Source organism: Sutterella wadsworthensis, from assembly GCF_003315195.1.
Taxonomy (GTDB): Bacteria; Pseudomonadota; Gammaproteobacteria; order Burkholderiales; family Burkholderiaceae_F; genus Sutterella; species Sutterella wadsworthensis.
In genome coordinates this window covers 37,014-60,739 of record NZ_QNRV01000011.1, presented here as the reverse complement: position 1 = coordinate 60,739, position 23,726 = coordinate 37,014, and the positions used below count along the sequence as shown (strand labels likewise).

Below are 23,726 nucleotides of genomic sequence, written 5' to 3'. Positions count from 1 at the left end.
ATTGTTGTAAGTCGTCACGATGGTATTCATATTAGTACGACTTATATTGACACAGCTCAGGCCGAGGCCTTCATCATGATCAATCCGACAACAATGAAGCCTGCTGCAGTCACCCGCATGAGTGAGAGTGATTCGCCGAACATAACGACGCCCGCCGCAAACGCACCGACAGCGCCGATCCCCGTCCAGACGACATATGCCGTGCCGAGCGGCAGCGTCCTCATGGCAAGCGCAAGGAGCGCGACTGAGCCAATCATCGCGAGCACAGTGATAAGGGACGGAATCAGCAGCGTGAAACCATTTGAAGCCTTCATGGCAACGGCCCAAAGCGTTTCAAGAATGCCTGCCGCAATTAAGTAAATCCAGGCCACAGAGGCCTCCTTCCTGAAAAAGAATGAAGCTCCGGGCCGTCCCGGGCAAGAGTTCCCAGACTGCCCCTTATTGCGGCGCAGCCGGATCGAGGTCGTCCTCGATAAGTTGAGGACCCATTCTCGCACGTGAAGCGCTCTGCGGAGCCCTTAAAACTTCGGGCGGCCGCCCGAAAAAGGCGGCCGCCCGAATACTGACGGCTCTATCAGATTTCAAATCAGCGCATTATTCACGCCAGAGCGGCGCAGCCTCCGACTGCTTGTCGCGAAGCCACTTGTCAACCGCCGCTGCGCACTCACGCCCTTCAGCCAGAGCGTTGACGACAAGCGACTGACCGAACCGGCCGTCGCCCGCCGCAAAGATGCCTTCGGCAGCCGTGCGCCATGCTTCAGGACCGTCTACCGGCGCTGCAATGGAGCCGCGTTTATCGGTAGCCAGTCCCAACGCCTTCACAATGGCATGCGAAGGATGCGCGTAGCCCATCGCAATCAGCACAACGTCAGCCTTGACCTCGCTTTCGGTGCCTTCGATCGGCGTGATTTTGCGTCCGGGTCCCCATTTGACCTGTACGGTCTTCACGGACTCCACGGCATTCTTGCCTTCAAAGCTCACCGTATTGGTGGCAAAAAGCCGCGTGCACCCTTCTTCCTGAGAAGTAGAAGTCCGCTTGATATGGCGCCAGTCCGGCCACTCACGCATCAGATCGGCCTTGAGCGGCAGTTCGGCGTGATAGTCGAGCTGCGTCACGGAGGCAGCCCCCAGTCGGTTAGCCGTGCCGATGCAGTCGCTTGCCGTCTCGCCGCCGCCGATCACCACAACATGCTTGCCGCGGACCTGAACCGGATTGACGCCGCCCCCGGAATTCACCCGATTCTGTGCAATCAGGAAGTCAAGCGCGAAGTGAATCCCGGAGAGCTCGCGCCCGGGGAGTTTCAAATCGCGCGGCACTTCAGCACCCAAAGCCAACACGACGGCGTCGTACTTGGCCTGAAGCGCTGCAATGGAAATGGTCGATTCCGCATCATCATGAACCCCCGGCTCAAGCGTTTCTCCGTCGGTCCCCGTGACGCGGGTGGAGAGCACGAAACGCACCCCCTCGCGCACAAGCTGATCGAGTCGGCGGTCAACCACCTTCTTGCCGAGCTTGAAATCAGGAATGCCGTAGCGCAAAAGACCGCCCGGCTTATCCATCTTTTCGTAAACGGTAACCGCATGCCCCATCCGAGCAAGCTGCTGTGCCGCGGCCAGGCCTGCTGGGCCAGAGCCCACCACAGCCACGGAGCAGCCCGTTGAGGCAGCTGCCGGCTGCGGCGTCACATAACCTCGGCTGAAGGCCACCTCGGCAATTTTCTTTTCGATCGCCTTGATCGAAACTGCATCGCGGTGAAGACCAAGCGTGCAGCCTTCCTCGCAGGGTGCGGGGCAGATGCGTCCGGTAATCTCCGGAAAGCTGTTGGTGGAATCGAGCACCCGCCAAGCCGATTCCCAGTCGCCGTCCGAGACGTACTGCTGGGTATCGGGCATGGTGTTGTGCAGCGGGCACTGGTGCTGACAGAAAGGGATCCCGCAGTCCATGCAGCGGGACGCCTGTTCACGCCCTTCAGTATCGGAATAAATCGCAATGAATTCGTTGAAGTGCTTAATTCGCTCCTCAACAGGTTCATGGCGCGGTTCCAAACGGGTGAATTTGAGAAAGCCTCCATCGAGTCCCATTTCAGTTCTCCTCCTTCTTGAGGCTCGCAAGAGCATGCTTGTATTCGAGCGGGAACACCTTCGTAAACCGGCCGAGCGCTGCCGGCCAGTCGGCGAGCATCTCACGCGCCGTCGGACTGCCGGTGAGTTCAGCATGGCGTTCAACGAGGCGCTTTAAGAGCACTTCATCCTTCTGACCGTAATGGAGCGGCTCATCGGAGCCCTGTTCGGCAGCAGGAAGCACATGCGAAAGCTCAAAGGCACCGTCACTCATTTTTTCGGCCAGCTCATCGTTGGGATCCCAGACATAAGCGATGCCTCCCGACATGCCCGCCGCGAAGTTTCGGCCGGTTCGTCCGAGAATGACTGCCGTGCCGCCCGTCATGTATTCGCAGCCGTGGTCGCCGCACCCTTCTGCAACCGTCGATGCCCCGGAATTGCGCACAGCAAAGCGTTCGCCGACGACGCCGGAAATGAATGCCTCGCCGGATGTAGCGCCGTAGAGACAAGCATTGCCGGCAATGACGTTCTCGTTCGGGCGGCCGTCAAACGACGGGCTCTTTTTCACAGCGATCGAGCCGCCGGAGAGCCCCTTGCCGACGTAGTCGTTGGCGCCGCCCGTCAGACGAAGCGAAACGCCTTTGCCGAGGAAAGCGCCGAAGCTCTGACCCGCCGTCCCCACAAGCTCAAAGAGCGCGAAGTCGTCGGGCAGTTCCCCTTGAGCTTCCTGCGCGGCAATGCCCGAAAGCATCGTGCCGACGGCGCGGTCGGTATTGCCGACGCGGGTCTGCACCCGCATCGGGCGCTTAGCCTTCAGCGCTTCAGAAAGCTCGGCAGCATAGCGAAGGTCAAAGGCCTTCTCGAGCTCATGATCCTGCGGCTCCGTCGAGAGCAGCGGGAAGCCCTTCGGATTGGGGAGCTTATAGAGGATCTTTTCGAGCGATAGCTTCGCGGCCTTCAGGCCGTCGAGTCCCGAACGCTTGCGAAGGTATTCCACATGACCGATCAGATCATCAAATTTCGCCACGCCGAGCTGCGCCATGATTTCGCGCACTTCCCGAGCAACAAAATGGAAGTAATTCTCCACATGTTCCGGGCGTCCCACGAACTGCCGGCGAAGCGCCGGATCCTGAGTCGCAATGCCGGCCGGGCAGGTGTTCTTCTGACACTTGCGCATCATCAGGCACCCCATCGCCACGAGCGGCGTCGTTCCGAAGCCGAATTCATCAGCGCCGAGCATGGCGCCGATCACAACGTCTCGGCCGGTCTTGATCTGCCCGTCCACCTGCAGCCGTACACGGCCGCGGAGATTATTCATGACGAGCGTCTGCTCCACTTCTGCGAGCCCGATTTCCCACGCGCTGCCGGCGTGCTTAATGGAGGTCGCCGGAGCCGCGCCGGTGCCGCCGTCATGTCCGGAAACCACAATGTGGTCTGCCTTGCACTTGGCCACGCCGGCGGCCACCGTGCCGATGCCGGCCTGAGAAACCAGCTTGACGCCGATGCCGGCATGCGGATTGGCGTACTTGAGGTCGAGAATGAGCTGAGCCAAATCCTCGATCGAATAGATGTCGTGGTGCGGCGGAGGCGAAACCAGCCCGACGCCCGGCAGCGAATGGCGGAGCATGCCGATATATTTCGACACTTTCTTGCCCGGGAGCTGCCCGCCTTCACCGGGCTTCGCACCCTGAGCCATTTTGATCTGAATAAGGTCGCCGTGAGCCAGGTAGTCCGTCGTGACGCCGAAACGCCCTGAAGCAACCTGCCGAACGCGGGAGCGCAGGCTGTCGCCCGGGTGCAGGGGATAATCCACTTCGACATCGTCGCCGAGAATCGCTCTGAGCGACGTTTCTGTCGTCACCGGGGCATTGCGTCGAACGTCTTCACCGCCTTCGCCGGAGTTGCTGGCACCCTTCATACGGTTCATCGCCACCGCCATCGTCACGTGAGCTTCGGTGGAAATGGCGCCGACAGACATCGCAGCCGTGGAGAAACGGCGAATGATTGACGCTTCGCTTTCAACGGACTCGAGCGGTATGGCCTTGCCCGGCACGAACTCAAAGAGTCCGCGAATGGTGAGAAGATCCCGGGCCTGATTGTTGATGAGCCCGGCATAGGTCTGGTACTCCGCCCAGCTGCCTTCACGCACGGCGCGCTGCAGATGCACGACCGCGTCGGGCGTCCAGAGATGGTGCTCACCCCCTTGACGATACATGTACTGACCGCCCGCAGCGAGCGGAATCACCTTGCGCTCGATGGCTTCAAAAGCGCACTTATGAACGGTTACGGCTTCTCCGGCGACATCAAAGAGATCGAGCCCCTCCACTGGACTCGGCGTATTGGTGAAATACTGATCGATGAAGCTCTTTTTGAGGCCCACGGCCTCGAAGATCTGTGCGCCGATGTAAGACATGTAGGTCGAAATGCCCATGCGCGCCATGATCTTATTGAGACCCTTCATGATGGCGTGCAGATAGTTGTCGACATACTTTGCGCGCTCTTCCTCGTTCTTGGCGAGCGACTCCACCACCGCGAGCGCGAGATAGGGATGCACCGCTTCAGCGCCATAGCCGCCGAGTACGGCAAAGTCATGAACGGATCGCGCTGACCCGGTTTCGACCACGAGACCAGTACTCGTACGGAGCCCTTCTTCCACGAGACACTGGTGCACGGCCGAAGTGGCGAGAAGCGCCGGAATGGCCACGCGTTCACGCGAAACTTTCCTGTCCGTGAGAATCAGAATGTTGATGCCGCTGCGGACCGCATCGACCGCTGCGGCGCGAATGCTTGCCAGACGCGCTTCAATTGCTTCGCGTCCCCACGCAAGCGGATAGGTAATGTCGATCTCTTTGGAATGGAACTTCCCGTCGGTAAAGTCCGCGATGGCACGAATACGTTCCATCTGTGCGCCGGTGAGCACGGGCTGCTCCACTTCGAGACGAACGGGCGGGTTCACGGCCATGATGTTCAGGAGGTCCGGACGGGGACCAATGAACGACACGAGTGACGTCACCATCGCTTCACGGATCGGATCGATCGGCGGATTGGTCACCTGAGCAAAAAGCTGCCGGAAATAGTCGTAGAGCATCTGCGGACGCTCGGACAGGCAGGCAAGCGGCGCATCGTTGCCCATGGACATCACCGGATCCTGACCTTGATAGGCCATGGACTTGAGAATGCGTTCCACGTCCTCACGGCTGAAGCCAAAGACGCGCATGAGTTCATTGCGTCCGAGCAAAAGCGGAGCAGAGGCAGGCGTCTGCGGAATATCGTCGAGACGGATGCGGATCTTGTCGATCCATTCGCGATAGGGATGCTGCGCAGCGAGCGAACCCTTCACCTCGTCATTGCCGATAATGCGGCCCTGCTCAAGGTCGAGCAAGAGAATCTTGCCCGGCTCCAGACGCCAGCGGCGGCGGATGCGGCTTTCGTCGATCACCGCGGCGCCCGACTCTGACGCGAGGATCACCAAATCGTCTTTCGTCTCCAGATATCGCGCCGGACGCAGACCGTTGCGGTCGAGAATCGCGCCGATTTGACGGCCGTTGGTGAAAGCGACCGCCGCCGGTCCGTCCCAGGGTTCCATCATGGCAGCGTTGTATTCGTAAAGCGCCCGCAGCCGAGGATTCATGGTCTTGTTCTTTTCCCAGGCTTCCGGAATCAGCATCAAGGCGGCCTGGGCAAGCGAGTAGCCCGCCATGGTCAAAAGCTCGAACGCATTGTCAAAGGATGCCGAGTCGCTTTGACCTTGGAAAATGAGCGGCCAGAGCTTTTTGAGATCGTCGCCGAGGACCGGCGACGAAATGTGCTTTTCGCGCGCGAGAATCCAGTTGAAGTTGCCGCGCAGCGTATTGATTTCACCGTTGTGAGCGATGTAGCGGAAGGGATGAGCGAGCTGCCACTGCGGGAAAGTGTTGGTTGAAAAGCGCTGGTGAATCATCGCCAGAGCGGAAATGCAGCGAGCGTCCTGCAGGTCACGGTAGTAGATGCCGACCTGTGTGGCCAAGAGCTGTCCCTTATAGACCACGGTGCGCGCCGAGCACGAACAGATATAGAACTCTTTGCAGTGCTTTAGATGCAGATTCGCAATAGCAATGGAGGAGCGCTTGCGGATGATGTAGAGCTTGCGCTCGAGCGCGTCGGTCACCAGCACATCCGGGCTGTGGCCGATGAACACCTGACGAATGACCGGCTCTTTTTCGCGAACGACGGGCGACATGGGCATGGAACGGTCAATCGGCACGTCACGCCAGCCGAGAATCATTTGGCCTTCGGCCGCAACAGCACGTTCAATTTCCTCTTCGCAGGCATGACGAGAAGCCGCCTCCTGCGGAAGGAAGACCATGCCGACGCCGTATTCGCCGGCGGGCGGGAGCTTCACGCCCTGATTCATCATATCGTCGCGATAGAGCTGATCGGGTATCTGAATCAAGATGCCCGCACCGTCGCCCTGCAGGGGATCAGCGCCTACAGCGCCGCGGTGCCGCAGATTCTTCAGTACGTCGAGCGCCTGACTCACGATGCTGTGGCTCTTTTGGCCCTTGATGTGCGCAATGAAGCCGACGCCGCAGGCGTCGTGCTCAAATTCGCTTCGGTACAAGCCGCAGGAATTCGTCATGTTTCATCTTCCTCGGGATGCGGCCGTCTAAATCGACCGCCCCGCGTCGTGCTGCGCCTTCAAAGAGAGCGGCGTTTTCCGAGGACGCCTTTGAGAGCCGAAAGCTTTTAAGAGCCAAGGTTCCTCAAGTGCTTTCCGAAGGGCAGACGGTTTGTCGTAGAGATCGCGGTCGCGCTCAGCGGGGAGGTCGGCGGCCGTGTCTCGGGGTTCTTACTGAAGAATGCTCGAGTTGACGAAGCGTAAGCGTCTTGCAGGCGCGTGGATTGGAGAGTTCGATTTGATCCATCACAAATAATACGAAATCGGGAGTTGTGCTTTTGAGTGGTTTACCTTACCTCCTCAGGCATTTTCCTCATCCCAAAAGTCGGTATCCGCAGGGCGGATGAACGACTGCTTTAAAGGTCTTTTTCACTTCGCGCCGGCGGATCATTCGAGGACGGCGAGAGAAAGGAATCCAAGCGAAAAAAACTCCCCAACGACCGTGTCGCCAGGGAGCCTTTTGAGAATCCTTTCAGCCCTGAGCTGCCGCCGCAGCGGTTTGCTTGGGGCAGAGAAAGGTTCTCGAGAAGCCGGATGAAGCGCAGCTTCTATTAGCAGACTTCGCGGATCCAGCCTTCAGGCGCTTCAATTTCGCCGTCCTGAATGCCGGTCAGCGTCTTACGCAGACGACCGCTGATTTCGCCCATCTTATCCATGCCGGAAGGCAGAACGATGTCGCCTTCATGCGTATGAATGAGGCCGACAGGGGCGATGACGGCAGCCGTGCCGCAGAGGCAGCATTCCTTCATGTCCTTGACTTCGTCGAAACGCACCTTGCGCTCAATCACGTTCAGACCGAGGTAGTGTTCGGCAACATAAACGAGCGAGCGGCGGGTGATGGACGGCAGAATCGACGTGCTCTTCGGAACGATCAGGTTGTCGTCCTTATCGACGAAGAGAACATTGGCGCCGCCGGCCTCTTCAACGTAAGTACGCGTCTGCGGATCCAGATAGAGGTTTTCAGCATAGCCGGCGCGGTGCGCATCCATCGTCGGGTGCAAGCTCATGGCGTAGTTAAGGCCGGCCTTGATGTCGCCGGTGCCGTGCGGGGCCGCACGGTCCCAATCCGACACCACGAGCTTCTGGGGCTTCACTGCGCCCTTATAGTAGGCGCCCACAGGCATTACAAAAATGCGGAAAAGGAAGGACGGGGCCGGTGCCACACCAATCTGCGGGCCGGAGCCGATCATGAACGGACGGATGTAGAGCGAGCAGCCCGTGCCGTAAGGCGGCACCCAAGCGGCATTCGCGCGGACGGTTTCGAGCACGGCCTCAACGAACTTTTCCTTCGGATAGCTCGGCATTTCCAGACGGGCGGCCGTGTTGTACATGCGTTCGGCGTTCATATCCGGACGGAAGGTGACGATCTTGCCCTGCTTTGTCGTATAAGCCTTCAGACCTTCGAAACAGCTCTGGGAATAATGGAAGACGCAGGCGGACTCCAGCAGCGAGATGTGCTTGTCAGTGATGAGCTTGCCGCCTTCCCAAGCGCCGTTTTCCCACTCATCCTGATAACGGTAGTCCGTCGGGGTATAGGCAAAGCCGAGCTTCGCCCAGTCGATGTTCTTTTTTTCCATTTTGGCTTCATCCGAAGAGTAAATACGCTCCGCCGTCCGTCTGTGGGTCGGCCGCCGACGCTCGGGCGGAGAAAAAAATCGTTCTGCTTGACGAGCCTCCTGCAGGTGAGGAGGCCGTTTGAAGCATGTCAAAAATCCTATCACCCGAGTTCGGGCCGTCTAACGAGGCTTTTAGGGCTTTTCCACTAGCAGATTGAGCTTAAAGCGAATCGAAGCCATTTTTTGCGCATTCCGCCCTTTTCCTCAATAATGTTTCCTTGTTTTTCAATGCAATTTGATTGTTCTATATCGTTTTTTGCATCAACTGAATCGAATCGGCCAAGCGGTTTCCAAAGAGACGCAGCTCAGGCATACCGACCTTTGCCCGCTGCCGCGAGCCTCATCGGACTGGCCAAAATGCGAAAGACCGCAGCAGAGTCATCCTCCGTGCGGTCTTTTTTCATTGCTTGCCTTCAAAGAGAGGCTGCTTAGGATTTGTCAGCAGGTTTGGGCGTTTCAGCTTCTGCCTTCACTTGAGCCGCCGCCGGCTCCGGCGAATCGACCTCAGGGACGGTGTCTGAAGCAGCATTCGCTGATGCGGCATCGGCGGGCTGAGCAGCTTCCGCAGGTTTCGCCGGTTCCGTCGGCTGATCCCCTGCTGCAGGCTTTGAGCGCTTAAAAACACCCTTGAGCTTATTCAATCCGGAGAAACGCGAAACACTCCACTTAGCTGATTTTTGAGCGGCTTCTTCCTGCGCATCTGCCTCGGCAGCATCTTCAGCAGCCGCGCCTTCCATCTCATCCGTCGTATCTGCACCCGGGCCGGCTTCAGCTCGTGCCTGTGCTTCACTCTGTCGGGCCGCCTCTGCAGCTGCAGCCTCAACATCTCCCTTGCAAACCGGATTGCCGAGCGTGATATCTGCGCGCATAGCGGCGGCCGTCTGAGCGGAAATCAAGCGCGCAGAAGCCTCAACGGTCGAAAGAAAAGTCACCTTCTCCATCTTCACTTCCGGCCAAATGCCGCGAGACGTAGCGGCCACCACAATGGGCAGATTGGGCGAAACACGTCGAGCGGCCTCGGCAATGCGCAGTGACTCCGCACCCGATTCGAGCAGCACCAGCAGCTTGGCGTTATGCAAATGCGCGTGAATCCATGTCTCCTCAGTACTCGGATCCCCCAAAACGACAGAGATCTTGCGATCGTCGAGCGCTTTGGCGTTGGCTTCATCAGAACTCACTGCAACAACCGGAATACCGCTTTCTTCGAGGGACACCGCAAGGCGATCCAGAAGAGGTCCGGAACCAGCCACGACAGCCTGTCCCTGAAGCTTTTCGGCCTCCGTATCGGCAGGAAGGGATTCATAAGGCGCGTGGCGCATTGCTGCGCGTCTGGCCCAAGCAAATCGAGAGGTCAGCCAGCGGCTGATGTGCGGCTCTGCCCAGAAAAGTCCTGGATTCAGCGCGATTGAAAGAATGGCGCCGGCCACAACGAGATTAACCGTCGACATATCCGCCAAGCCAAGCTCTACCGCCTGACCGATCAAAATGAAGGAGAATTCACCGATCTGCGCCAGCGCGACCGCCGCAATCATGGCGGTATGGAGCGGATAACGCATGAAATAAACGAGACCGAATGCACCAATCGATTTGCCGAAGAGAATAATCAGCAGAACGGTTAAAACCTCAAGCGGGGACTCGAGCAGGATATGCCAGTCAAAGAGCATGCCGACGCCGACAAAGAAGAGTACGGAGAAGGCGTCCTGCAGCGGCAGCGATTCCGTCGCCGCACGATGCGCAAAGCGGCTTTCACGCATCACCATGCCGGCAAAGAAGGCCCCCAGCGCAAAACTCACATGGAAGATTTCCGATGCGCCGTAGGCGACGCCGACCGCTGCGGCCAGTACAAAGAGCGTGAAGAGTTCGCGCGACCCCGTACGGGCAACCTGCCCCATGGCCCAAGGCAGCACTCGGCGGCCGACGACGAGCATGACGGCCACAAAAAGCGCGGCGTTGAAAAGCGTCTGACCGATCATCCAGAGAATGTCGGCATTGGCCAGACGCGTCGAAGCCCCAGGCGTCCCCGGCATCATCAGATTGGCAAAGGGCGGCAGCAGCACGAGGATGAGCACGGTGGCAATATCTTCGACCACCAGCCAGCCCACCGCAATGCGTCCGTCGGGACTCGTCAGTTTGCCGCGCACGTCAAGTGCCTTTAGGAGCACTACGGTCGAAGCGCACGAAAGCGATACGCCAAGCACGATGGCTTCCGCCCAGTGCCGATCAAAGAACCAGTGCGCAAAGCAGGCTCCAAGCACTGTGGCAATGGTCATCTGCAAAACAGCGCCCGGCACCGCAACACTTTTGACAGACCAAAGATCTTTGAGCGAAAAGTGAAGGCCGACGCCGAACATCAGCAGCATCACACCGATTTCCGAGAGCTGCGAGGCGAGCGCAGCATCCGCAACGACGCCGGGCGTGTACTTGCCCGCCGCAATGCCCGCGAGCAGATAACCCACGAGAGCTGGTGATCGGAAGACACGTTCGGCAATAAAGCCGAAGACAAGCGCAAGTGAAAAAGCGATAACCAGCGTCGAAATCAAAGGCAGCGAATGGTCCATTAGCGGCTCGATGGGGATGGAGTTGGTGATCTGCGGCTGCAGGTGACGAATTTGGAAGTATACCTTTGACGCTTAAGCTATTTCGTGTATGCATCCGCCAATAAAGCAAAGAATAGAAATCTGTTGCTTAAGTTCCTCGGGAAACCTCTCCAACACCCATATTGCCCTAGCCCGAAGCGTCATAAAAACGTAAAATCCCGTCTCGAACATCATTACCAGCCTGCGCATCGCTTGTCCCTTCTGGATTCCGTGCATTGCGCCCGCAGCAATATGACCGAATCGACGGAAGATCAACTGCAGTCCGAGCCCGGGGGGTCCCCGGCTCAAGCATCGCAAAAAGTTCAAATTAAGCCCGTCGGCGCGGCAGGCATCGGCACTCCCGCAGCTGCTGTGGCAGCCGCGCGTTCCGGCATCCGCCAGTCGCCCTGCACGGCATCACCGACTCAGCGGCCGCAAATTCAAATTGTTGCCGTTATTCCGGTATATGACCAGCCGGCCAAGCTCGAATCCGTCGTACAGTCGCTTCGACAGCTTGCGCTTCCTGTCATTGTCGTTGATGACGGCTCACACGAACCCACCAAGAGTCTCTGCGATCGTCTCGCCGCCCCTCAGGTGAAGGTGATCCATCAGCCCTTCAATCAGGGCAAAGGCGCTGCCGTCATTGTCGGTTTTAAAGCCGCCGTCCGCATGGGCTACACGCATGTGCTGCAGATTGATGCCGACGGGCAGCTCGATTTCAGCGCGGTGCCGAATTTGATTCGCCTCGCGCAGAAATTCCCGCACGCCCTGATCTGCGGCACGCCGCAGTTTGACGCCTCTGCGCCGCCCGCTCGCAAGTGGGGCCGACGGGTAACAAACTTCTGGTGCTCCGTCAACAGTCTTTCCTTGTCCTTTGGGGATGCAATGTGCGGCTTGCGGATCTATCCTCTGGACTCTGCGCTCGCCATCTGCGAAAACGCCCGCATCGGACGCCGTATGGAGTTTGATCCGGAAATTTTGGTGCGCCTCCTTTGGGCTGGCGTGCGGGTGAAAAATGTTCCCGTTGCCGTCACCTACCCCAAAGACGGCGTCAGTCACTATGCGCCGTTTAAGGACACCATGCGCATCAGCTGGATGCACAGCCGGCTCTTCCTGCAAATGGCTACGCGCATGCCGATCATCTTGTGGTCGCGTATCTTCGGCTGGACGGCTGAATGCGAGTGTCCGTCGAGTTCAAGAAAGTCCTGCTGCTCCATGCCTAAAGGCAAAACGGTCCCGCCCTCCAAAGCGCCGAAAACCGCTCAGCCGGCAGCCGCGTCCGTGAAGCCCCAGGCCAAAGCTGCCCCTAAACGTCCGCCTATGACGCCCGAAGAAAATGAACGGGCACGGCGCGCCTTTCATGCCGCAACGGTTGCCAAACGAAACGCGGATCGTGCATTGGCCCAAATCGAGCAGGAAGCGGTTGACCGACCGGGATCCTCGGACCGCTCAATCTGAACTCTGGATGTCTCGACTCACTCCCTCGAGGGCGGCAGACCTCTCCAATGACGAAGAAAAGCACCGGCAGCCTCTTCATTCCAGCAAGCTGCCGGAATGGCCGACTTTGACCGAACGCACCAGCGTACTCGGCATCCGCATCCTGCTTTTCATTCACCGCCATTGCGGCGCTCTGCCCTTCAGAATAGTTTTGCGGATGGTGAATGCCGTCTACTGGTTCTCCTCTCCCCGTCTGAGGGCAGTCGTCTGCGACTATCAGCAGCGAGTCGACCGAGCAGCTCCCTTTCTCCTCAATGATTTCGGCACATCGGCCCCATCCGCCCGTTCCGGATTGGCCCAGCTGGAGCGGTTTTCGCTGGCTATTCTTGAAAAATTCTGTGCGCTTTCGGGGGAAGACCATTTGGCAGCGCTCGAGGTGAGCGGAGACGAGCCCTTTCGCAAAGATGCGCCTAAAGCGGGATGCGTCATTCTCACGTCGCACACTGGGTGCCAGGAACTCCTCTCTCAGGCATCGCCCGCCTACAGCAGCCACCCCATTGTGATCCTGCAGCATACCGGGCATGCCAGACGGTTTAATGAGCTCCTCGAACGTGCCGGCGCACGGCCGCCGCAAGTCGAACTCTTTGAAATCGGCTCTGCGCTCTCGCCCGCGCTCGTCATGGAGCTTGCGGACCGTGCTTCCCAAGGCGCTTATATTGTTTTGGCAGGCGACCGAACGCCGATGGGATCCGAGGCTTCCCAAGCCGTCCCTTTCTTTGGCAGCCCTGCCCGCTTTCCTACGGGCGGCGCACTGCTCGCCGACCTGCTTGGCCTGCCGCTTCGCATGATGGTCTGCACGCGCCCGAAGGCAAAAGAACGACGCTACCGCGTCAAGTTCTTTGAGCTCGCCCCTGGCGGCCCTATTCCGCGCAAAGCTCGCGCAGAGCACCTCCAAAACATGGCGGCCCGCTATGCCATGCATCTTGAAGAGGAACTTAAGTCCTCTCCGCTCGACTGGGCCAACTATTACGATTTCTGGGAGAGTCTCTCTTGAAAGCAGCCGCTCACTTTATCCGAATAGCCTCTGGAGCCGTTATTCCTGCCGTTCTTGCGATTGGCTTGGGCGGATACGTTCATGCCGCGAAGGGCGCAGATATTTCACCGGCCGCGCAGACACTGCAAGACGGGGCGCTTTCTGCCGACGTACGAGCGCTCCTCGCCCCCTTGGCTGCCAAGCGTGTTGAAGGAACCTTTGAAGAACGCCGCTCAGTGCCGGGCTTTCCCAAACCCATGCTGAGCCGAGGACATTTCACGCTCGAGGGTGAGAGCCTCGTGTGGCAGACGCAAACACCCTTTGCCTCACTCATGAAGGTCACGCCCGAAGGCGTATTTCTGGAAGCCGCCGGCGAGAAGCAGGCACTCACTGCCACTGAAATTCCTGCAGTCGGCCGAATCTGCACGCTGCTGACGAGCGTAATGGGCGGCCGATTCGATGCACTCTCCGACCTTTTTGCGGTCAGCGCCGCTCAGTCAGAAGGACGAGTTCACATTTCAGCCAATCCCAAATCACCCGAACTCGCCCAGGTGGTCAAGCACATCCAAGCCGAAGCAGGCAGCTATTTGGAAAAACTCACCATGACGGGACCTCAGGGAGACGAAACCGTCGTGCTCTTTTCCAATGTGACCGTTGAACGCTGAGCGCACGAAGCCGATCCGGCGCGGCCTCAGGATTCAATGGGCCCGAGATCCGAAGGCAGCCGCAGATCACCTCTCGGCGAGAGCGCCACAGATCCGATCTTGGGGCCGTCGGGCATACTGCTGCGCTTAAACTGCTGCGCATAGAACCGACGGAAGAAAGTTGCCGCGGTTTTGCTGAGCAAAGCTTTGTCAACCTCTGGAAAGGCAATCGCCGCAAGCGTTTCAATTTTGGCTCTGGCAAAGCCCGACTTCATCACGTGATAGAGGAAGAAGTCATGAAGCGCATAGGGGCCGAGCGCAGCTTCAGTTGACTGAATGCGTCCGGCGGCATCGGGCGGCAACAGTTCCGGACTAATCTCCGTTGCGAGTACGCCCGCCAGCACCTCTTCAAGCTCAGGATGCATCTCGCCGAAAACGCGCACCAAATACTGCACAAGCGTCTTCGGCACGCCGGCGTTGACCGCGTACATGGACATATGGTCGCCGTTGAAAGTGGCCCAGCCCAGAGCGAGCTCGCTCATATCGGACGTTCCCAGCACGAGTCCGCCCACAGCATTGGCGACATCCATGAGAATCTGCGTGCGTTCCCGCGCCTGAGCATTTTCAAAAACCACGTCATAGCGATCTTCCGGATGCCCAATATCGGCAAAGTGCTGCCGACAAGCCGGACGAATATCGATCGTGCGGAATTCAATGCCAAGACCCCGCATCAGTGCCTCTGCACTGGCACGCGTTCCCGATGAAGTACCAAAGCCCGGCATGGAGATGCCGAGGATGTCCGAACGCGGACGTCCGAGATCATCCATAGCCGCTGCCGCGACGAGGAGCGCCAGCGTACTGTCGAGACCGCCGGAAACCCCGATTACAACGCGGGCAATCCCGGTCTTACGCAATCGCTCCGTCAGTCCCGCGCACTGCATGCGCAAAATTTCCCTGGCGCGCTCACGTCGGCGATCAGCGTTTTTAGGAATAAAGGGTGCCGGATCCACCTTGGCGGGCCACAGTGCCGAGCGTGCCGAGGGCGTTGGCGCCGCATGAATGCGGCGGCAGGGCTTTGTCTCAACGCCCTGCGCAAATGAACGAAAGCGAATGCGTTCGAGCTCAATGCGCTCCAGATCGATATCGGCCGAAATCATGCCGGTCTGCCAAATGGATTCCGCCGCGATGCGCCCGCCGGCGGCCGCGAGCAAATGTCCGGAGAAAACCAAATCCGTTGTCGACTCACCCTCGCCCGAAGATGCATAAACGTATGCGCACATGGACCGTGCGGACTGCAGACGCACGAGTTCGCGGCGAAATTTCGCCTTGCCTGCCGTTTCATTAGAAGCGGAAAGATTAACGATAACGTTGGCTCCCGCCGCTGCCGCTGCTGCCGCGGGCGGCTGAGCAACCCAAAGATCTTCACAAATTTCTGCGGCGATCGCTAAACCCGATGCTGACTCGATGATCAGATCTGTGCCGAAAGGAACCGTGTCGCCCAAGAGTTCCGCGGTGCAGCTCACCGCCTCAGAAGCGGGCGAAAACCAGCGCGCTTCATAAAATTCCTGATAGTTGGGCAGGTGACTCTTGGGAACAATGCCTAAAACCCGGCCGTTTTGCAGGAAAACGGCGCAGTTAAAAAGCCGGCCATCCGCACGAATCGGCGCTCCAAGGACAACGATGAGTCCCTCGGATTCAGGCCGCTTCAGATGATCTTTAATGCATTCGAGCGCCGTCAGAACACCTTCGAGAAGCGGCGCCCGCAAGAAGAGGTCTGCTGCCGTATATCCCGAGAGCACCAGTTCGGGCAAAACCAGAACATCCGCTTTGAGGGCTTCAGCCTGATCGATGACCGAGCAGATTTCCGCTGCGTTTTTCATAGGCTCTCCAGGATGCACCCGAGGCGAACCGGCCGCAGCTTTAATGAACCCTGTGGCGTTCTCACCGATCTTCATAACCATTCCTTCTCGTATACATCCTGCCGCGGAGCGATCTTTCCGACGACCTCACAGCGCATTCTAATAATGCCTTAACGTTCCAACCGGATACGCCGCAGCTTAAGCCCCGACGAACCGTGAAACTGCACAAAAAATCACCCTCACTGCGGGATTGGCATTTGGCATGAACTTGCTAAACTCAACCGCAGCTGCGCAGTTCAACCACTGCAGCTGCCCACATCAAAATCCACACAAGCGGAGATATTTAAAGAGCATGTGCACCACCATCGTTTTCGGCGAAAAGGCTTCCGCCGACGGCTCATTCATCGTCGCCCGCAGCGCCGACAGCTCCTCGCTTAAAGCCCAGCACTTCGTCATTCATCCTGCCCGCCAGGGTCAGACCGGTTTTTACAGCTGCAAAGCGCACGGCGGCGTGAATGACTTCACCTACCCGCTTCCGGAGAATTCCCTGCGCTATACGACGATTCCCAACTGGAAGACGCAGCTTCACGGTGCCTGCGGCTTCAACGAAGCCGGCATGGGACTCACCGGCACAGAATCGATCTTCGCCTCTGAAGCCGCACTTGCCGTTGATCCGTACGTCAAGGAAACGGGCATTACCGAGGACGACATCGCCGACGTACTGCTCTGCCGCTGCCGCACCGCGCGCGAAGGCGCTGCAGAACTTGGCCGCATCATTGAAGCGCAGGGGTGCGGCGAAGGTTTTGGCGTAGCGTTCGTTGACGAAACCGAGGTTTGGTACCTTGAAACCGGTTCCGGCCATCACTGGCTTGCGCAGCGTATCCCAGCCGACACCTATTTTGCCTCCGGCAACCAGGGACGCTTCCAAACTTATGATCCGGCGTCCGACGACCAGATGGCCTCGAAGAACCTGGTTGAATTTGCTGTCGAAAAGGGACTCTACAACCCCGAAACCGACGGTGAATTCAATTTTTCCAAGGCCTATACGCGTGACGACGACCGCGACCGCACTTATAACGACCCGCGTGTCTGGGTCATGCAAAAGCGCCTCAATCCGTCGCTTGAACAGAACCCTGACGCCGGCCGCAGTTTCCCCGTGTTCCTCACGCCCGAGCGCAAGGGCACCATTGAGGATGCCAAGGCGCTGATGCGCGACCATTTTGCCGGCACCGAGCATGACCCGTATGGTCACGGCCTGCGCGGCGACGAACCGTGGCGTCCGATCAGCGTTTTCCGCACGTATGAAGCTCACGTCATGCAGGTGCGTCCGTGGCTTCCCAAGGAAATCGGCCAAGTCATCTATGTCGCCGTCGGTATGGCTGATCTGTCGGTCTTCATTCCCTTCTATGCGGGTCTCACACAAGTTCCGGCATCCTGGAGCAAGGGAACTGATCAGTGCGACACGGAATCGGCCTACTGGAAGTTCCGCCGCCTGCAGACGCTCGCCATGACGGACTACCCGAAGCTTGCGCCGATCGTACATGAAGCCTTTGCGGCCTTCGAAGCTGAAACATCTGCTGCCCAGCAGCGCATGGAAGAAGAGTATCTGGCCCTTAAGGCTACAAGTGAAGCGGCTGCCCGCAGTCACCTTGACGCCTTCAATCTGAAGATCATTGCTGAGGCCGAAGCCCTCGCCGAGAAGCTTCTCTGCCGACTCTTCACGATCCGCACTGCCGATATTGAGGCGCTTGTTCCTGCAAAGAACCGCAAGAACAAGGATTAACTGCAGTTTCGTTTTCCCTGCCGGCAGACGTTGTTTGTCGGCAGGATTTTGGAGCCGCGAAAGCGGCTCTTTTTGATAGCTTGAATCAAAGAATCGCAAGCGAAATCCAGATGGGCAGCGTCACTATTGCTGCTAATGTCTGCAGGGATGTTGCAGCAGCAACAGCCGGCGCATTGCCGTGCATGGAGGCCGTCATCACATAGCACGACTGTGCTGTCGGCAGAGCCGCAAAAATAATGACGACTCCCGCCGCTGCCGGCGGCAGTCCGCAGGCTGCCGTCACTCCCCAAGCGGCAAAAGCAATTCCATGCCACTTCACTCGCCTGCGATCCCAAAGCCCATTTGCAGGCGCTACAACCGGTTGAATCTGAAGCTCTTGCCACAGTACAAACCTTGCGCGAGCAGAAGAAGTCTTCCGAGCAAAAACCAACTCAGAAGGAAAGCGTCATCAAAAACAGATAACGACACGTCTTTGCAGCTTGGCAGATATTCGGCGGGAAACCTTGTCAAGCCAAGGTATAATGATAGGAAGATAGACGCATATCCACCTTGAAAAGTCAGGATCATCTATGACTCAATCTGTCATTTGCAACTCAAATGTGAAGTGGAACATTTCTGTTCCGCCTGATTTTGATGAAGCAACCCGAATCTACCTTGCATCCCATGGTGGGAAAAAAGGGGCTCTTTCCTCGTTAGTTCAGAAGGCAGTTTCACGTTACATCATTTCTTCGCTAGCCGAGGAAGCAAAGGAAGAGGTGCGTACTTCCGGACTATCACAAGACGATCTTGACAAGATCATTGCGGATGGAGTTATGTGGGCGAAGGAACACCCTCAATGAAAGTCGTTCTTGATACCAATGTTCTGATCTCTGCGCTCATTTCTCCGCACAATCCTCCTGACCTGATCCTTCAATCCTGGCTCGCCGGAGGATTTGAGCTTCTCACTTCAGAGGAGCAGCTCGAAGAAGTGCGGCGAGTCTCGCGTTATAAGCATCTGCAGCCCTTTCTTCAACCGCACAAAGTAGGACTGATCATCAATCGGATGCGCAGTTTGGCAACAATTATCAAACCCGGAGCATTAATCTCCGAAGAAGCTCTTGATCCTGACGATAATTTTCTGATTGCAATTTCTGAATACGGTTCGGCAAACACCCTCGTGACCGGTGACCATCGCGCAGGCTTGCTTGATCGTAAACAAATAGGTGCAACAGAAATACTCACCGCTACGCAATTTGCCGAGCGTTACTTAGGCTGGCATGGGAGCGTCCCAAAGGCCGAGAACGGGAGCTGAGACGCAGAGGGATGTCATGCGAACAAGCATGGAAATCGTCCGTAAATGGACGCGGACCATGGTGAAACGTTAAAGGCCTAACCACTGAATTCACGGCTTAACTTTAAAACGCCGATGCCGAACGGCTCGTCCGGTGGAGTGCGAGTGAGCAAGGTGCAAACCCGCTCTCTGCCCGATGCTTAAATCAAAGAATCGCAAGCGAAATCCAGATGGGCAGCGTCACTATTGCTGTCAATGTCTGCAGGGATGTTGCGGCAGCAACAGCCGGAGCGTTGCCGTGCATAGCGGCCGTCATCACATAGCACGACTGTGCTGTCGGCAGAGCCGCAAAAATAATGACGACTCCCGCCGCTGCCGGCGGCAGTCCCCAGGCTGCTGTCACTCCCCAAGCGACAAGCGGCAAAAGCATCAGTCTTTGCACGGCGCCGGTGAGAATAAGTCCCCAGCTTCCGCGAAGCGCTGCAAAGCGCAGACCGGCACCGATGCAAAGCAACCCCATGGCCAGCGACGCATTGCCAAGTCCCTTTAAGAAGTGATGGACGGTTGCGGGCACTGTGATGCCGAGAAGATTGCAGCAGAGTCCAAGAACCGTAGCGATAATGAGCGGATTTTGGACAACCGCTTTGCCCGTAACAACCATGAGGCTGGGCTCAGAGCCCTTTGTCTGCTTTCCCAAGGCTGCATCACGTTTGGCCACAGCACCAGCGAGCGCACTCACCGCAATGGTGTTTGAAATCGGCACCCAAAAAGCGATCAAAAGTGCCAGAAGTGCAAAACCCTGGTCACCAAAAAGCTTCAAAGCAAGGGCAAAACCAATATAAGTGTTGAAGCGAAAGCCGCATTGAAAGAGCGATGCATGGGTGACCGGATCAGCCTTCACCAAATAGCGAATGCACCAAGACGCGCAGACGCCGATCAGCATCGCCCCGATGCCTGCGGCGAGGAACCCAGCAGACTCTCCGAGCGAGAGGCTGGACCCAGAGATGGAGGTGAAGAGCAGCGGCGGGAAAAGCACGTAGAAAACAAGCCGTTCGGCCTGTTTCCAGAAATCTTCTGAATATTCGAACTTCAGCCGCAGCAGCAATCCCAGCAGAATGATCGAAAAATCAGGTGCGATGAGCGCAACGCTGTCCATGATGTCAGGCAGTTAAATAAAGACGTACTACTCTATTCTCACTATGGCGGCAAAGCCGTGCCATGCGGAGATACGTGACTCTTCGAAAAGGAATACCATTCCGGTCGAAATCGGTTTTGGAAGTCGATAATAAGAAACCCGATTGCGGCTTATGCTCAGCCGCACAACGAATCTGCATTTTTGCCATGATCTGCAATCTTTGCCCTCGCCGCTGCGGCGCGGACCGTTCGACCCCCCAAGGTCTGAAGCGCAGCATCTGCCGCGCCACTGATGACGTTGAGATCGCGCTGGTCAGTCTCCACGCTTGGGAAGAACCGATCCTTGAGAGCGGAAACGGTGCCGGCACCGTTTTCTTTTCACACTGCAATTTACGGTGCTGCTTTTGTCAAAACTATGAAATCAGCGCCGGGGGCAAAGGCCTCAAGGTCACCACAGCCAGACTCACCGATATTTTTCTTGAAGAAGCTGAACGCGGCGCATCATGCATTGAGCTGGTGACTCCCGGTCATTACACCCGCCAAATTCGTGAAGCGCTTCTCTCTGCCAAAGCTCAGGGCTTAAAACTTCCAGTTGTATACAATTCCAACGCTTATGAGCTCCCTGAGACGCTCAGGATGCTCGATGGTTTGGTGGATATCTTTCTGCCGGATCTCAAGTATTTCGACAGTCGACTGGGTGAAAAATATTCTGGCGTTCCGAAATATTTCGAATATGCCTCCGAAGCTATCCGTACGATGTTCGCGATGACGGGACCTGCCAGGATTGGCGATGACGGTCTCTTAAAACGAGGCATGATCATCCGTCATCTGGTTCTTCCCTGGCAATGGAGAGACAGCTGCCGCTGCCTGGATTGGATTCATGAAACTTTCGGCGATGATGTTTTCGTTTCTGTCATGAACCAATACATGCCGATCTATAAAGCATGCCTGCATCCGGAGATTAATCGCCCCTTGACAACACTTGAATATCAGAAAGTTATTCGTCACGCAGATGAAATTGGCATTACCAAGGGCTTCATGCAGGTGGGGAAAACGGCCGAGGCGAAATTCATCCCGAACTTCAATGGCGACCATGTTCTGGCTGATGCGGGTTAACTTAAATTTCATTAACTCTCAACGCAATACAGTATCTTGAAGTCATCCAGTTAAACTGCGCCTAAAACGTTTGTCAACGGTCAGGTAAGTTGACCTCATAACGTACCGCGCGTTCCTGCGGCGTGAGCACGATCTTGCGCCAGGGCTGACAAAACTTTTGCAGCGTGCGCAGCTGCACTGCCAAACCCAGCTGCTCCTTTAATCGACGTTGGAGATTGGGGCAATGACCGCGGCAGTCGACAAACAGTCTCTTGATCACTTCTTCATAGGGATCCAAAGCGCGAGCTCGCTGGACACGCAAAACGATGGGCTGTCCGCTGTCAAGGAGCGCCAGATATTTGCGCACCGTGTTGCGCGAGAGGCCGAGCCGCTTGCTGATCTTGAGCGAGCCCTCCCCGCGTTCATGCAAGAGCTGAATGTATTTCAGCGCTTCCGTTCTAACCATCTTGGGTTTCCGTGATCATCTTCGAAGAGCTCCTTTCTTGAGATAGTCCCTTCGTCAAATTCTTCCACTTTGATTTCTTCATTTCCTTTCCTCATTGATTGGGGTGGAAAGTTCTCGTTGCGTTTAAGTGGAAATTTATCCTTGCGCGTAACACACGGTTAATCTCTCTTGCGTTGAAGAGGGGTCAGGAAATGTCCGCACGGGGGTATCTTATGCTGTCCGCTAACAGTGGTGCATCGGCGTCTTCATCGGTTCTTTGTGGTAGTTCGCTTTAACCTCTATCCCGGTGACCTCACAAAGCCGCTGATAGTTATGTACTTGCTCGTCGCGACAGACATTTCTCCAGTAGCTCGCTTAACGGAACCAAGGATCCGTTCATGCTTTCGATCATCGCTTCGACCAACGCAACATGAGAAATCTTTTCAAAAGACAAGTTCCATCCGTGCTCGTTGGCAAAGATCTGGAAGAACAGGCGTGTAGATCGCCCGTTGCCCTCACGGAATGGATGCAGTGCGTTAACTTCCGACAGGTAGTAGGCTAATTTACAAGCGCATTGCTTGACATCCATTTCGGTGAAATTCTCTCGCTGCATTTTGCTAAAGATCCCGCGAGCATACGATTCGATCATAGGAGCAAAGCAGAAGACGGATTGCCCCTTACTGATGAACCCTTGTTGACGAATCTCACCAGCCCAATCGTAAAGCTCGCCAAAAAGATACTTATGGACAGCTTGAAGGTGCTTAAGATCGAAATTCCCAGTAGGAATATCGTCGTCACTTTGCTTCGATTTAACAAACTTAGAGTCTGTGATTTGACTCTCTAATTCGGATAGCAGGTCCTGGTGTTTGATCCCGAATTTGTTTCGCAATATCCTGGTGCCAGGATAGACGTAAGGATCCTCCAGAGAATCGTATTCGTAATCGTACTCATCAGACACGGTCGCGCGCCTCCTGCTTTGCGAGAGCCTCGGCGACATATTTCTTGATCAGATCTTGTCTGGAAATTTCGCCACGAACCATTTTCCACAGATCTTCGACTTCATTAGCAGGAACCGTTCGGCCTTCGCATGCCGATGTATGGACAGCGGCCGCAATTGCAGCTTCAGCTGTGGGAAAAATTCCGTATCGTTGTTTGACCGGCTTAAGTGTCAACTCAATGCTCAATCCGATTGCTTCCGCATACCGTTGGAGAGCAGATAAGGTGACGTCTGCTCCTGTAAGCAGACGTTTTTCGAGACGCGCAACCGCCGATTGAGTCGTGGCCATTGCTCGGGCAACTTCGGTTTGCGACAGGCCATGCTCTTTTCTGTAAAAGACCATGGCGGAGGTGTGAGTAGCAAAGTTCATTGCAGGAAAAAATAAAACGAATATGCGATATTATAGCAAATGAGTCATATTCCTTCAGCGGTTCTTTGTTGCGGTTCGCTTAATCTCGGCCTGCCTCGCACCCATTGAAATGACTGCGGTACACGCAGCAATCCGCGATGATGTCAAATAACAAGCGAGCTCCAACAGTGATGGGTAATCGATGGCAAGTCCTCTGAGAGCACTTGCCAACGTACGCTACTGGTAGCGGAAAACGATGTACTCGTCTTTGATATCCGTATCGGTGATAAGGACATTGCCGAAAAAGTACGAATCGCCCTCACGTGAATGGCGGGACGTACGAATTACACCAGAACCGGAAACCTCTTTTACCTTTTTTGCGATCAGTCGCTTCAAAGCCGCTTCTTCCCCAATGTCCTCGGTGTATTGACCGTCAATGTACCCAATAACAGTGAATGGCTTGGAGGGTGCACCCTTGATCCATATCTCGACCCCATTAGCGATATCGCACGCACCGCCAGAGCCTTTAAGAACTTGCTCATCTCCTACGAATGGGTGATATTCAATCGCAGCGGAGCAGCCTGAGATGAGCGCAACAAGAAACCATGTTAACAGTGATCGTTTCAAATCAATCTCCCTCCGAATAATGCCGGTCATGCAAGCATTGCCGGCGAAGCGTCCCTTTTCACAGAGCTCGCATAAAACGAATCAGCCGAATTTCTGAGAGAACAAAGCAGCGAAACAAAGTACCTGAATCTCCATGACCGTTT

19 protein-coding genes are annotated in these 23,726 nt (G+C 56.5%); 7 read left to right on the top strand and 12 right to left on the bottom strand.

The window, feature by feature from the left end; genetic code table 11:
* Positions 1–56: 56 nt before the first annotated feature.
* From DES29_RS06320 to DES29_RS06300, 5 genes are all read right to left on the bottom strand, one after another.
* Positions 57–371 carry a DMT family transporter gene (locus tag DES29_RS06320; RefSeq protein WP_005429919.1) on the bottom strand — a complete coding sequence of 105 codons (315 nt, stop codon included), beginning with the start codon at positions 369–371 and terminating at the stop codon, positions 57–59.
* Between the two features lie 223 nt (positions 372–594).
* A complete protein-coding gene (locus DES29_RS06315) occupies positions 595–2,082 on the bottom strand; it encodes a glutamate synthase subunit beta (RefSeq protein WP_021995130.1) in 1,488 nt (495 codons plus the stop codon).
* A 1-nt stretch (position 2,083) separates the two neighbouring features.
* Positions 2,084–6,679, bottom strand: a complete 4,596-nt coding sequence (locus DES29_RS06310) for a glutamate synthase-related protein (RefSeq protein WP_113854618.1) — start codon at positions 6,677–6,679, stop codon at positions 2,084–2,086.
* 590 nt (positions 6,680–7,269) lie between these two features.
* Positions 7,270–8,439 (bottom strand): branched-chain amino acid aminotransferase, encoded by a 1,170-nt coding sequence (locus DES29_RS06305; protein WP_227059507.1) that lies wholly within the window; start codon positions 8,437–8,439, stop codon positions 7,270–7,272.
* Between the two features lie 323 nt (positions 8,440–8,762).
* On the bottom strand, positions 8,763–10,892 hold the full coding sequence (locus tag DES29_RS06300; RefSeq protein ID WP_016474629.1) for a cation:proton antiporter: 2,130 nt from the start codon (positions 10,890–10,892) through the stop codon (positions 8,763–8,765).
* Between the two features lie 270 nt (positions 10,893–11,162).
* Between DES29_RS06300 and DES29_RS06290 the strand changes: the two genes are divergently transcribed.
* From DES29_RS06290 to DES29_RS06280, 3 genes are read left to right on the top strand one after another with little or no spacing between them, the layout of a single operon-like run.
* The gene (locus DES29_RS06290) at positions 11,163–12,368 is read left to right on the top strand and encodes a glycosyltransferase family 2 protein (protein WP_021995126.1); all 1,206 of its coding nucleotides are present in this window, start codon (positions 11,163–11,165) and stop codon (positions 12,366–12,368) included.
* Between the two features lie 7 nt (positions 12,369–12,375).
* Entirely contained in the window at positions 12,376–13,401 is a 1,026-nt protein-coding gene (locus tag DES29_RS06285; RefSeq protein ID WP_113854617.1) for a lysophospholipid acyltransferase family protein, read from the top strand.
* Positions 13,398–14,045 (top strand): LolA family protein, encoded by a 648-nt coding sequence (locus tag DES29_RS06280; protein ID WP_113854616.1) that lies wholly within the window; start codon positions 13,398–13,400, stop codon positions 14,043–14,045. Before DES29_RS06285 ends, DES29_RS06280 begins: the two co-directional genes overlap by 4 nt.
* A gap of 26 nt (positions 14,046–14,071) precedes the next feature.
* Here DES29_RS06280 and DES29_RS06275 read toward each other — a convergent pair whose 3' ends face one another.
* Positions 14,072–15,979, bottom strand: a complete 1,908-nt coding sequence (locus tag DES29_RS06275) for an NAD(+) synthase (RefSeq protein WP_021995123.1) — start codon at positions 15,977–15,979, stop codon at positions 14,072–14,074.
* A 256-nt stretch (positions 15,980–16,235) separates the two neighbouring features.
* Between DES29_RS06275 and DES29_RS06270 the strand changes: the two genes are divergently transcribed.
* Positions 16,236–17,666, top strand: coding sequence for a C69 family dipeptidase (locus tag DES29_RS06270; protein WP_113854614.1), 1,431 nt, complete (start codon positions 16,236–16,238; stop codon positions 17,664–17,666).
* An 85-nt stretch (positions 17,667–17,751) separates the two neighbouring features.
* On the opposite strand, the gene DES29_RS06265 is transcribed toward DES29_RS06270, so the two are convergent.
* Entirely contained in the window at positions 17,752–17,985 is a 234-nt protein-coding gene (locus DES29_RS06265; protein ID WP_236578916.1) for an AEC family transporter, read from the bottom strand.
* A gap of 250 nt (positions 17,986–18,235) precedes the next feature.
* Here DES29_RS06265 and DES29_RS06255 point away from each other — a divergent pair, with 250 nt between their 5' ends.
* Entirely contained in the window at positions 18,236–18,505 is a 270-nt protein-coding gene (locus DES29_RS06255; protein WP_021994904.1) for a ribbon-helix-helix domain-containing protein, read from the top strand.
* Entirely contained in the window at positions 18,502–18,957 is a 456-nt protein-coding gene (locus tag DES29_RS06250; protein ID WP_021994905.1) for a putative toxin-antitoxin system toxin component, PIN family, read from the top strand. The genes DES29_RS06255 and DES29_RS06250 overlap by 4 nt, the downstream gene beginning before the upstream one ends.
* Before the next feature lie 184 nt (positions 18,958–19,141).
* Here DES29_RS06250 and DES29_RS06240 read toward each other — a convergent pair whose 3' ends face one another.
* Positions 19,142–20,092, bottom strand: coding sequence for an AEC family transporter (locus DES29_RS06240; protein WP_113854612.1), 951 nt, complete (start codon positions 20,090–20,092; stop codon positions 19,142–19,144).
* A 185-nt stretch (positions 20,093–20,277) separates the two neighbouring features.
* Here DES29_RS06240 and DES29_RS06235 point away from each other — a divergent pair, with 185 nt between their 5' ends.
* Positions 20,278–21,186, top strand: a complete 909-nt coding sequence (locus tag DES29_RS06235; protein WP_005429908.1) for a radical SAM protein — start codon at positions 20,278–20,280, stop codon at positions 21,184–21,186.
* A gap of 73 nt (positions 21,187–21,259) precedes the next feature.
* Here DES29_RS06235 and DES29_RS06230 read toward each other — a convergent pair whose 3' ends face one another.
* The 4 genes from DES29_RS06230 to DES29_RS06215 all read right to left on the bottom strand — a co-directional run bounded on the left by DES29_RS06230 (position 21,260) and on the right by DES29_RS06215 (position 23,613).
* Positions 21,260–21,631: a hypothetical protein gene (locus tag DES29_RS06230; protein ID WP_021995117.1), complete on the bottom strand. Its 372-nt coding sequence runs from the start codon at positions 21,629–21,631 to the stop codon at positions 21,260–21,262.
* Positions 21,632–21,941: 310 nt separating this feature from the next.
* Entirely contained in the window at positions 21,942–22,568 is a 627-nt protein-coding gene (locus DES29_RS06225; RefSeq protein ID WP_016474638.1) for a Fic/DOC family protein, read from the bottom strand.
* A complete protein-coding gene (locus tag DES29_RS06220; protein ID WP_277343154.1) occupies positions 22,561–22,950 on the bottom strand; it encodes a helix-turn-helix domain-containing protein in 390 nt (129 codons plus the stop codon). Before DES29_RS06220 ends, DES29_RS06225 begins: the two co-directional genes overlap by 8 nt.
* A gap of 243 nt (positions 22,951–23,193) precedes the next feature.
* The gene (locus DES29_RS06215; RefSeq protein ID WP_021995935.1) at positions 23,194–23,613 is read right to left on the bottom strand and encodes a hypothetical protein; all 420 of its coding nucleotides are present in this window, start codon (positions 23,611–23,613) and stop codon (positions 23,194–23,196) included.
* Positions 23,614–23,726: the final 113 nt, after the last annotated feature.

Bases quoted from the DNA above. Each gene is read 5' to 3' on its own strand.
- DES29_RS06315 (WP_021995130.1), bottom strand. From the start codon at position 2,082: ATGGGACTCGATGGAGGCTTTCTCAAATTCACCCGTTTGGAACCGCGC.
- DES29_RS06310 (WP_113854618.1), bottom strand. From the start codon at position 6,679: ATGACGAATTCCTGCGGCTTGTACCGAAGCGAATTTGAGCACGACGCC.
- DES29_RS06300 (WP_016474629.1), bottom strand. From the start codon at position 10,892: ATGGACCATTCGCTGCCTTTGATTTCGACGCTGGTTATCGCTTTTTCA.
- DES29_RS06290 (WP_021995126.1), top strand. From the start codon at position 11,163: ATGACCGAATCGACGGAAGATCAACTGCAGTCCGAGCCCGGGGGGTCC.
- DES29_RS06285 (WP_113854617.1), top strand. From the start codon at position 12,376: ATGTCTCGACTCACTCCCTCGAGGGCGGCAGACCTCTCCAATGACGAA.
- DES29_RS06275 (WP_021995123.1), bottom strand. From the start codon at position 15,979: ATGAAGATCGGTGAGAACGCCACAGGGTTCATTAAAGCTGCGGCCGGT.
- DES29_RS06270 (WP_113854614.1), top strand. From the start codon at position 16,236: ATGTGCACCACCATCGTTTTCGGCGAAAAGGCTTCCGCCGACGGCTCA.
- DES29_RS06255 (WP_021994904.1), top strand. From the start codon at position 18,236: ATGACTCAATCTGTCATTTGCAACTCAAATGTGAAGTGGAACATTTCT.
- DES29_RS06250 (WP_021994905.1), top strand. From the start codon at position 18,502: ATGAAAGTCGTTCTTGATACCAATGTTCTGATCTCTGCGCTCATTTCT.
- DES29_RS06240 (WP_113854612.1), bottom strand. From the start codon at position 20,092: ATGGACAGCGTTGCGCTCATCGCACCTGATTTTTCGATCATTCTGCTG.
- DES29_RS06235 (WP_005429908.1), top strand. From the start codon at position 20,278: ATGATCTGCAATCTTTGCCCTCGCCGCTGCGGCGCGGACCGTTCGACC.
- DES29_RS06230 (WP_021995117.1), bottom strand. From the start codon at position 21,631: ATGGTTAGAACGGAAGCGCTGAAATACATTCAGCTCTTGCATGAACGC.
- DES29_RS06220 (WP_277343154.1), bottom strand. From the start codon at position 22,950: ATGGTCTTTTACAGAAAAGAGCATGGCCTGTCGCAAACCGAAGTTGCC.
- DES29_RS06215 (WP_021995935.1), bottom strand. From the start codon at position 23,613: ATGACCGGCATTATTCGGAGGGAGATTGATTTGAAACGATCACTGTTA.